We start from the raw sequence: 9,543 nt of genomic DNA, 5'->3' as shown, positions 1-9,543 counted from the left end.
AAAGTCTTAGGAAGTGCAACCTTTACGCCCACTGCCCGTACTGGGGCTTGAGGATCTCGTTGACGTCGACTCCGATGCCGCCCACCGTTCGCTTGTCGATCTCGACTTGATGCAGGTGCGCGGCTGGGTGCGTGTACCCCTTGGGCGAGCCCCAGTTGTGCTGCCAGAAGTAGGCGCCCAAACCGTCATGCACCGCCCAGTCGATTGTCTTCGAGTTCGCGTATACGCCCGTGCGCTGGTGTCCGATGACCGACTCCCAGGACCGCAGATACGGCACGATCTGATTCTTGTACTGCTCCAGCGACGGGTCGTCATCGATCGAGGCGTAAATCGGGGCACCGGCGGGGCCTCCGGCCGCGGCATGCAGTTCCGCGCCGCGCTTGGCGTGCTGCATGCCGGCAGCCGCGCCACCGAGCCAGTCGGAGGTGCTGCCCTTGCCGAATTGGTAGCACGAGACGATCTTCAGGCCGCTGCCATGCAGGTCCTGGGCCTCCGCGAGCTGGATCGGTTTACCGAGCATCCAGTTGCCGCCGGGCCGGCGATCCGAGACGTACCGGATGGCCCCCGCAGCGCCCGCCGCCCTGATCTGACTGGCCGGGATGACGCCGGCCGCGTAGTCCAGCAAGGTGCCGAGCGAGGCGGATGCCGGCGCAGCACCCAGCGACGCCGCCGCGACGCCGAGGCCCAGCAGGCCCGGAGTGGCGGCCGCGAGTCTGAGCACGTCACGTCGCGATACCGGCACAGGCCACAGGGTACGCAACGACCCCAGCAGACTCAGGGACCTCAGCGGTCACATATGTGTCACTGTGTCGCAACGGTGGCCAGACGAGAGCGACCCAAACCGGCCGGGCCCAGCGCGCATAAGACGCGGCCACCGCGGCGCGGCTCGTCGGGGCGCGCTCTGCTGCGCTACATCGGGCCGCCATGAGGGTTCTCCCGCTTTACTATAAAGTTAGTAATCTTAGGGTGAAGGCCATCGCTACTCCGGGGGTTCGGATGCAACACGACCAGCTCATCGACCTCACGCGGCGCGCTCTGAAATTGGCGCGGGACAAGACAACTGACCTTGCACCCACCCAGCACCACGTCGACGCGCGCGAGTACACCGCATCCGAACCCCATGAGCGCGACCGCGCGATGGTGCTGGCCAGCCCCCAGTTGGTCGGCTACGTCTCCGAGTTGCCGACACCCGGTTCGTACTGCACGAAGACGGTGATGGGCCGTTCGATCTTGCTGACCAGGACGGCCGACGGTTCCGTGCAGGCCTTCGACAATGTGTGTCTGCACCGGCAGTCACAGGTGGCTTCGGGGTGCGGGGTCGCCAGGCGCTTCACCTGTCCGTACCACGCCTGGACGTACGACAACACCGGCCGCCTGGTGACAGTGCCGGGCCGGGAAGGGTTCCCCGATGTCACACCCAAGTCCGACGGGCTGACCGAACTTCCCGCCACCGAGTTCGCCGGATTCCTCTGGGTGGCAATGGAACCCGGCACTGAGTTGGACGTGGCCGCGCATCTGGGACCGCTGGCGGACGAGCTCGACTCCTGGGGCATCGGCCGCTGGTCACCGCTCGGCGAGAAGGTGCTCGACTCCCCCATCAACTGGAAGCTGGCCATCGACACCTTCGCCGAGAACTATCACTTCGCCACCGTGCATCAGCAGACGTTTGCGACCATCGCCCGCAGTAACTGCACCGTGTTCGACGCCTACGGTCCGCACCACCGGTTGATCTTCCCGCTGAACACGATTCTCGACCTTGACGAGAAGGCCGAAGACCAATGGGTTCCGTTGAACAACCTGGTCGTCATCTACGCGCTATTCCCCAACATCGTGATCTCGGTGACGATCGCCAACGGCGAGCTGTTTCGCGTGTATCCCGGCGACCGGCCGGGCAGATCCATCACCGTCCACCAGAACTCGACTCCGCTGGACATGTCCGACGACTCCGTCGCCGCGGGTGCACAGGCCGTTTTCGAGTACGCCCACGCTACAGTGCGCGACGAGGACTACCGGTTGGTGGAAAGCCTGCAGGCCAATCTGGAATCCGGTGCGCGGCAGCGACTTGTGTTTGGGCGCAATGAACCTGGGCTGCAGCATCGGCACCTGGCGTGGCAGCGGGCACTCACGCTGGCTGACTCAACGCCGTGCTGAGGTCGTCGAGGATGGTTGCGGCGGTCCGGTGGTCGCGCAGCTTCGACACCAACTCCAGCGCCTCGTCGAGGCGGCCGGATGCCAGTAGCGACGTCAACTGATCGACCGCACCCCGGATGTCGGGATCGTCAGCCTCTGCGCACGCCAGCACGTCAACTAACTCCCAGTCCCGGTACATCGCCAGCGAGCGCTCGTTGAACGCGAACCCGGTCACCGCCTCACCCGCCAGCGTTCCTCGGTAGCGGTAGGGACCTTCCATGTATTCGATCGGCAGGCCATGCGCCGGAGCGGCCACCAGCGGCTCACCGACGATATCCAATCCCAATGCCGCACAGCGGATCCGGTGACGATCGGGCAGGTAGCGGGCCTTGCTCGGCGGGCGGATCAGGGTGCGGATTTCATCGGGCCACCGCACGTAGCTGCTGACCGTCACCTCGAAGTCCTCGACACACTGCGGCGGCCGTCCGTCGGGATAGCTCGTCGTGATGCCGGTAAACGGTTGCAGCGCATTGCCTTCGGTGCGCAAGAATTGGCGCCAGATGCTCATGTCCACGCCGTTGTCGAAGTTGATGGTGCGCCATTCGTGGGATCTGGTGCGCGGCGGCTCACCGGTTCCGCCGCCCGCATACTTGGGAAACCATTGCCGGTCCACGTGTCCGGCCGTTCCAGTCACCGGTTCCCGGATTTCGCCCCACTGCAGGGTCCCGGTCATGGCCATGCCGGTCTGGAAGTAGGAGTAGGTGTCGTCCTGGCCGAAGCAGGCGATCTTGCCGTTGTAGGTCGAGGCGCCCAGCGGTGTCGGGGCCCGGGTCGGCGTGACGGTGAGGTCCAGGCGCATGGCTTGGCCGGCCTGGTCGGTGCCCGTCAGGCTGATGTCGTAGGTGTAAGGCCGTAATGCGCCATCGGCGTCGCGCACCGTGGCCCACCGGGCAACACCGGCTCCGGTGTCGTAGGACACGTCCAGGTGCCCTACCGCGCTTGACAGTTTCGGCGTGGCACCCGGTTCGGCACTGGCCGGCGGCATGTCGTAATCGGTGTAGGTGCCGTACTCACCGGTGTCGAGATCGAACAGCGCCAGCGTGTAGAAATCCGCGACGATGCTGCCGCCCGGCCGGTTCCGGTTGAAAATGGTCAGGAACGCGAAAGAGCGATCGGCGGAGGCCAGTTCACCGGCGATGAACCAGGTGTCGGACTCCTGATCGGGGTGCTGGCCTTCGGCCGCGGGGAAATCCAGTTGACTATCACCGGGCACCAATTCGAACGGGTAGCTACGCCAGTCGCTGGTCACGTCACGCCTCGTCTCGAGGGGAAACCCCGCTTTTTTGGCTATGTTAGCATCAATAGCGAAATTACCGTCGCCTGCCCTGAGGTGGTCACCCGATGACGGCGAGTCTCCGCTCCTATGACCAACTGTTCATCGGCGGCCGGTGGCGCAAACCGTCCAGCCCGGAGCGTCTGTCGGTCATCTCGCCGCACACCGAGGAGCAGATCGCCGACGTCCCCGCCGGATCCACCGAGGATGTGGACGCCGCCGTCACGGCCGCCCGCCATGCCTTCGACCAGGGACCGTGGCCGCGGCTCCAGCCGCAGGAGCGGATGCGCAAGATCGAAGAACTTGCCGGGGTTTACGGCCGGCACATCGACGAGATGGCCGACCTGATCACCGCCCAGATGGGCTCGCCACGCAGTTTCAGCCGGCTCGGGCAAGCGGCCGGGGCCGCGTCGATGATCCATCTGACACTTGCGGCCGCCCGCGACTTCCCTTGGGTGGAACGCCGGCGGGGTGTGCTGGGCGAGGCGCACCTGCGCCGGGCGCCCGTCGGTGTGGTCGGGGCGATCGTGCCGTGGAACGTCCCGCAGTGCCTGATCATGCCCAAGCTGATTCCCGCGCTGATCGCCGGCTGCAGCGTGGTGATCAAGCCCGCGCCCGAAACCCCTTTGGATGCTTTGTGGTTGGCCGAGATGATCGAACAGCTCGAGCTGCCGGAGGGCGTCGTCTCCGTGGTCACCGGCGGCCCGGCTGCCGGCGAGGCGCTGGTCCGGCATTCCGGCGTGGACAAAGTCGCGTTCACCGGATCGAGCGCCACCGGGCGGCGCATCGCGGCCCTGTGCGGCGAGCAGTTGAAGCGGGTGAGCCTGGAACTGGGCGGCAAGTCGGCGGCCATCGTCCTCGACGACGCCGACATCGGCAAGACGGTGGCCGGGCTGAAGACCGCCGGGCTGATGAACAACGGCCAGGCCTGCGTCGCGCAGACCCGCATCCTGGTCAGCCGGCAGCGTCACGACGACCTCGTCGACGCACTGGCCGACATGATGTCGAGCCTGTCCGTCGGCGACCCCACCGATGACAAGACCGACATCGGACCCCTTGTGGCGCAACGCCAACAGCGGCGGGTCCAGGATTACATCCGGTCCGGACAACAGCAGGGTGCCCGCCTGGTGACCGGAGGCGCGGACGCACCCGAGCCGCGCGGCTGGTACGTGCGCCCCACACTGTTCACCGACGCCACCAACGACATGCGAATCGCCCGCGAGGAGATATTCGGTCCGGTGCTGACGGTGCTGACATATGCCGACGAGGACGACGCGGTCCGGATCGCCAACGACAGCGATTACGGTCTGGCCGGCTCGGTGTGGACCGCCGACACCGCCCATGGCCTGGATATCGCGGCGCGGGTTCGGACCGGCACCTATGGCATCAACATGTACATGCTCGACATCAGCACCCCGTTCGGGGGTTTCAAGCACTCGGGGATCGGCCGTGAGTTCGGGCCGGAGGGCTTGGAGGAGTATGTGGAGCTGCAGTCGGTCGCCTGCAACGGAAAGTTGCCTCCGCTCAATCCGGTTGAGGAAGCTGCAAAGTGATCTCGACCGGGCAGCACAGGACGTCGTGCTGGTTGCGCACCTCGATCCGCAGGTCGACCAGATAGCGGGGCGGGTCTGTCGTGGTGTCGCAACGTTTGGCCACCGCCTGGCCGCGGCCGACCATGGTGTCCCCGGCATAGATCGAGCCGGCCAGCCGCATCGAGCGTCGCACCACGCGACTGCCCGGACCGGCCCAGTCGGTCGCTAGCCGGTCGGCAAATCCGGCCAGGTGCATGGTGTTGACGAAAATCGTTGGATTTCCGTGGCTTTGCGCATAAGCCGGGTCGAAGTGGCCGGGAAAATAGTCCCAGGTTGCCCCGGCATTCTCGATCACCCGTTGGTAGGTGATCTCGTCGACGACGTCGGGCAGGTGGGCGGGAATGCTAATCGCATTCCAGTCCAGATCACTCACGGTAGCGACTCGGGGGTGAACCGGAACAGGGTGTTGCGGGACATTGCGACGACGGCGCCGTCCTGGCGGCGATAGGTTTCCAGCGTTTCGACGAAATGCCCCGCGCCGAGCCGGGTCCGCTTCTCCGGGGACACCGACACCAGCTCCTCGATGGCGGTGAGCCGGTCGCCTTCCAGGATCGGGTGCAGGAACTCGACAACGTTGGCGGCGTTGATGAAGGTGGTACCGGGCAACGGGACCCGCAAGGCGAGTGACGCGGTCGGCGGGCGGCCCCCCGGCTGCCACGGTGGCGGGACCAGCCAGCCCATCAACAGGGCCGGGGGTGCCAGCAGGCCACCCCACCGCTGGCGGGCGAACTCGGCATCCCAGTACGAACGATTGCCGTCACGGACCATGGCGGCGAACAACTGGATGCGCGCAGCGCTGATCGGCGTTGCCGCCGTGCGGGGTTCGCCCGCCTTGCCGACCATTCGCAGTGCGTCTTCGTAGCTGCCGAAAGCCAGCTGGTAACTCAGCTCCACGGCGACACTCACATGACGAGATGGCGGCTGGGTACCGAGTCCCAGACAAGCTCGCGGGAGGTGAAGTACCAGCCGCCCCGTTCATAGATGAGCTGATCGCGGTAGGTGCCGGTCGCCTGCAGGGTGGTGTCATTGTGTACTGCTGCGAAAAGTATTGCCACGCAATGCTGAGTCGCGTGCACGCCATCAATGTGGATTTCGTGATCGAGGCTGACCAGGCGCTGCCCGTCGCCGCCGTCGAATGCCGACCACAGATCGGTGAAAGTCTCGCCCCCGCGGGTGTAACGGGCGCCGGAATGGCGAAAGGTGCCGATCCAGGCTTCACGGTTTCCGGCGGAGTAGGCCCGGTTGTGTCGCGCGGTGAGATCCAGGATGCCGGCGCGACCGGTCGCGGCCTGCAGCATCTGCTGTTCCTGATAGGTCATTGTCATGGTGTTTCTCGAACCTCGCCTTCCGGACTCACCGACTCACCACGTATCCGTGGCGCTCACGATCCCACACACCTGCCGACAATCCCCGGGCGCGCAACAGGTCTTTGCGTATCCGCCCGATAACATTTCTCGGAAGTTCCTCGACCGTATCGACGTACCGCGGTACGCAGAAATAGGGCATCCGGGCCGCACAGTAGTCGAGCAGCTCGGCGCAATCCATTGTGGCCGAAGGCCGCAACGTCACGATCAGCAGGATGTCGTCTTCACCGAGATCACTGGGCACGGCGATCGCGGCGGCCTCGGCCACCGCCGGGTGCGTCATCACCACCGCCTCCACTTCCACCGACGAGACATTTTCCCCGCGTCGGCGCAGCGAGTCCTTGACCCGGTCCACGTAGGTCAGGTTGCCGTCATGGTCGAGTCTGCCCAGATCGCCGGTGCGGAACCAGTCCGGGTGTGGATCGACCCGCAAATCCGGACCGTCACCCGCACGCACATAACCCTGGCTCATCAGGTGGGCGAACCGCGGCCGGCAGATGATTTCCCCGACTGATCCAGTTGGTAACTCCGCACCGTTGGTGTTTACGATGCGCACCTCGAAGTTCGGGTTGATGCGGCCCGAAGTGCCGGGCACCCCGTCGTAGGAGACGCCGTTGACCGCGAGGGGAAAGGCCTCGGTCATACCGTACATGGTGACAACGGCGCAGCGGTAACGCTTTTCGATCATCCGGTAGGAGGTTGCGTCAATGGGGGCTGCCGAGATGAACCGCAGCGGCAGCTCCGCATCGCGCGGATCGGCGGGCTGGTTCTGCAGCATCGACACCATCGCGCCGGCACCCACGAAACCGACTGCCCCGTGTGCCCGGACGTCGTCCCATACTTGATGGGGGTGAAAAGCACCGGCCAGCAACGTCGTTGCGCCGACCAGCATCGGCGCCAGCACGCTGGGGGCCGCGCTGAGGTGAAACAGCGGCATCGCGGTCCACAACACCTCCCCCGCCCTCAACTCCCAGGCCTGGGCCGCGGTGGCCGCCACGGTGAACAGGTACTGCCAGGATGTGGCAACCGCCTTCGACGGCCCGGTGGTGCCCGAGGTGAAGAACAGCGCCCCCGTCTCGTTGCCGTCGACCCCGGGGAAGGTAACGTCTCGGTCGAGCGCTGTGGCGATCGAGTCGTCCTCCACCACAATGGTTTTCACATCTGCGATCTCATCGATGCGATGCCGCCGGTCTGCGTCGGTGATGACCAGCTTCGCCCGCGACAGCGTGAGGCTGTGCAGGAGGAAATCACCCTTGTTGGCCGCGTTCACCGCGGCGCTCACGGCGCCGATCCGGGCCGCCCCCAGCCAGAAATAAATCCACTCCGGACAGGTCGCGGTGAACAACGCAATGCAGTCACCGGCACCGATACCGCTGCGCACCAACAGATCGGCCGCCGCACACGAGCGTTGCCGCAACTGCTCGAAGGTGATGTCGATGCCGGCCACCGACAGCATCACCCGGTCCGGATACTGCTCGGCGCGGCGATCGAGCACTGCCGGGACGGTGAAGCTGTCGACACCGAAGTCGGCCGGCTCGAGAGGTCCCATCAGGCCTCAGCAGCCGCCGGGTCCGGCTGGCCGTCGGCGGTATAGCCGAAGTCATTGGGAGACGGTTGTTTACCTGGGTAGAAGCGGTGCGCCCAGCGGCGCAGCGCCGCATAGTCATGTGCCTCTTCCGGCGCCAGGTTTGGCTTCTCCAAATACTTCATGTTCTCCCAGGTGAAGAAGTCCTGTTTGATCACTTCCTGTTGCAGCGCCAGGAATTTAGCCGCACGGCCGGTCGGAGCGTCACCTTTGTCGCCGGGCTCACGGATGGAGGCCTGGGTGTAGAAGTAGTCGGTGTAGTCCTCGTCGACGGGGGTCTGGCCGGTGACCTGGCAGGTGGCCACCAGGTCGCTCGGGAAGCGGACGACGCCCAGTCCCAGCGAGTAGTTGTCGTAGATGATCTTGGCGTCTACCGGACCGTTCGGCGTCAGCCAGGTCTTGGCCCGGCCGCCGCCGAAATGGGCGTTGACGGTGGCGTGCAGGTGATAGCCGGACACCTCGAACGAGGCGGTGTTGGCGGGGTTGGCCGCTTTGTGCACGTATTGCACGTGATACGGGTCGGCCGCGTTTTCGATGATCATCTGCGCGTGCACCTTGACCCGATTGACCATCCGAGTATGCGGATGCAGCGGGTAGTACTCGTCGGTCTCGAGCTCGGGCAGCACCGGCGGCTGCCAGTACGGGGCACGCCCGTGGCGCTCGTGCCAGACCAGGATGAAGCCGTACCACTCGGTGGCCGGATAGGTACGAATGCGGACGTTGTTCTTGCAGCCGATCTTGCTGTACGGGATCAGCGCATTGGTGCCGTCACCACGCCACTGCCAGCCGTGCCACGGGCAGACGATGTGTTCGCCCTCCACCGTGCCACCGACGCCCATGTTGGCGCCCAGGTGCTGGCAGTAGGCGTCCAGCACATGCACCTTGCCCGACTTGGTGCGAAACAGCACCAACTCCTCACCGAAGTAGTGCACCCGCTTGACCTCGCCGGAAGCAAGATCAGACGCGAAGCCGACGATGAACCAGCCCGTCGGAAAGCGGTAGGTGGACAGCGCAATCCCGGACGGCCCGAACTCCTGGTCTGAGGGGTCTTCGGTTCCGGGTAGGTCTGAAGATATGTCCGTCACGAGCTCTCCGTTCCCACGCGGCGGCGCGGCGATGGGCCGCCCACACTTCACCGCGGTTCGGCGCGTAAGTCTATTTTTACTATCTTAGACATTGAACGTCAACGCGGGGCTGCGGGGTCTCGGCTGTCGTGGTGAGAACCAGCGTGCGGCAACTATCGACCTCGCGCCATCTCGGTCGCGCAGGACGGAGCTTGGCATGTCTTCGTTCGAAGTGCAGCGATCGCGGCATCGGGCAGTCACCGCCTTGGTCACCCACCACGAAATCTGTTGAGTCGACGGCGTTCCGGCCAGCAGCTAACGGCGACTTGTCAGTACCCGTTCGTACAATTCAAGGTATGTCAGCGAGCACGTGCGAGGAGATCGCCGAGGTCCTCCGCGGACTCGAAGCGTACGCGGATCGCCTGTGCGCGTTGACGTTTGAGAAGCCCGGCACCCCAGAGTTGTTGGGGAGCAT

Annotated in this window: 9 protein-coding genes; 2 read left to right on the top strand and 7 right to left on the bottom strand. The window is 65.2% G+C overall.

Annotation, left to right across the window (positions count from 1 at the left end):
- Positions 1 to 22 precede the first annotated feature (22 nt).
- Positions 23 to 742, bottom strand: a complete 720-nt coding sequence (locus AWC08_RS02580; RefSeq protein ID WP_069432751.1) for a DUF1906 domain-containing protein — start codon at positions 740 to 742, stop codon at positions 23 to 25.
- A gap of 254 nt (positions 743 to 996) precedes the next feature.
- On the opposite strand from AWC08_RS02580, the gene AWC08_RS02575 reads away from it, so the two are divergent.
- Complete coding sequence (locus tag AWC08_RS02575; RefSeq protein WP_069432752.1) at positions 997 to 2,151, top strand: aromatic ring-hydroxylating oxygenase subunit alpha; 1,155 nt, start codon at positions 997 to 999, stop codon at positions 2,149 to 2,151.
- Here the strand turns inward: AWC08_RS02575 and AWC08_RS02570 are convergent.
- Positions 2,123 to 3,439 carry a lipocalin-like domain-containing protein gene (locus tag AWC08_RS02570; protein WP_069432753.1) on the bottom strand — a complete coding sequence of 439 codons (1,317 nt, stop codon included), beginning with the start codon at positions 3,437 to 3,439 and terminating at the stop codon, positions 2,123 to 2,125. The genes AWC08_RS02575 and AWC08_RS02570 overlap by 29 nt on opposite strands.
- A 92-nt stretch (positions 3,440 to 3,531) precedes the next feature.
- Here AWC08_RS02570 and AWC08_RS02565 point away from each other — a divergent pair, with 92 nt between their 5' ends.
- Positions 3,532 to 5,016 carry an aldehyde dehydrogenase gene (locus tag AWC08_RS02565; protein ID WP_069432754.1) on the top strand — a complete coding sequence of 495 codons (1,485 nt, stop codon included), beginning with the start codon at positions 3,532 to 3,534 and terminating at the stop codon, positions 5,014 to 5,016.
- Here AWC08_RS02565 and AWC08_RS02560 read toward each other — a convergent pair.
- The 5 genes from AWC08_RS02560 to AWC08_RS02540 are packed head-to-tail and all read right to left on the bottom strand — an operon-like array spanning position 4,988 to position 9,089.
- Positions 4,988 to 5,428 (bottom strand): MaoC/PaaZ C-terminal domain-containing protein, encoded by a 441-nt coding sequence (locus AWC08_RS02560; RefSeq protein WP_069432755.1) that lies wholly within the window; start codon positions 5,426 to 5,428, stop codon positions 4,988 to 4,990. The two genes, AWC08_RS02565 and AWC08_RS02560, sit on opposite strands and share 29 nt — an antisense overlap.
- Positions 5,425 to 5,898, bottom strand: a complete 474-nt coding sequence (locus tag AWC08_RS02555) for an FAS1-like dehydratase domain-containing protein (RefSeq protein WP_069432772.1) — start codon at positions 5,896 to 5,898, stop codon at positions 5,425 to 5,427. Before AWC08_RS02555 ends, AWC08_RS02560 begins: the two co-directional genes overlap by 4 nt.
- Before the next feature lie 59 nt (positions 5,899 to 5,957).
- On the bottom strand, positions 5,958 to 6,380 hold the full coding sequence (locus AWC08_RS02550; protein WP_069432756.1) for a nuclear transport factor 2 family protein: 423 nt from the start codon (positions 6,378 to 6,380) through the stop codon (positions 5,958 to 5,960).
- Positions 6,381 to 6,408: 28 nt separating this feature from the next.
- Positions 6,409 to 7,968, bottom strand: a complete 1,560-nt coding sequence (locus AWC08_RS02545; protein WP_069432757.1) for an AMP-binding protein — start codon at positions 7,966 to 7,968, stop codon at positions 6,409 to 6,411.
- The gene (locus tag AWC08_RS02540) at positions 7,968 to 9,089 is read right to left on the bottom strand and encodes an aromatic ring-hydroxylating oxygenase subunit alpha (protein ID WP_069432758.1); all 1,122 of its coding nucleotides are present in this window, start codon (positions 9,087 to 9,089) and stop codon (positions 7,968 to 7,970) included. The genes AWC08_RS02545 and AWC08_RS02540 overlap by 1 nt, the downstream gene beginning before the upstream one ends.
- Positions 9,090 to 9,543 lie beyond the last annotated feature (454 nt).

This window comes from Mycobacterium gordonae (genome assembly GCF_002101675.1).
Lineage (GTDB): Bacteria > Actinomycetota > Actinomycetes > Mycobacteriales > Mycobacteriaceae > Mycobacterium > Mycobacterium gordonae.
The sequence above is the reverse complement of the archived record's forward strand: the minus strand, read 5'-3'. Positions and strand labels throughout refer to the sequence as shown.

Excerpts from the sequence above, each read along its gene's own strand:
- AWC08_RS02550 (WP_069432756.1), bottom strand. The coding sequence starts at position 6,380 with ATGACAATGACCTATCAGGAACAGCAGATGCTGCAGGCCGCGACCGGT.
- AWC08_RS02555 (WP_069432772.1), bottom strand. The coding sequence starts at position 5,898 with ATGGTCGGCAAGGCGGGCGAACCCCGCACGGCGGCAACGCCGATCAGC.
- AWC08_RS02565 (WP_069432754.1), top strand. The coding sequence starts at position 3,532 with ATGACGGCGAGTCTCCGCTCCTATGACCAACTGTTCATCGGCGGCCGG.
- AWC08_RS02575 (WP_069432752.1), top strand. The coding sequence starts at position 997 with ATGCAACACGACCAGCTCATCGACCTCACGCGGCGCGCTCTGAAATTG.
- AWC08_RS02545 (WP_069432757.1), bottom strand. The coding sequence starts at position 7,968 with ATGGGACCTCTCGAGCCGGCCGACTTCGGTGTCGACAGCTTCACCGTC.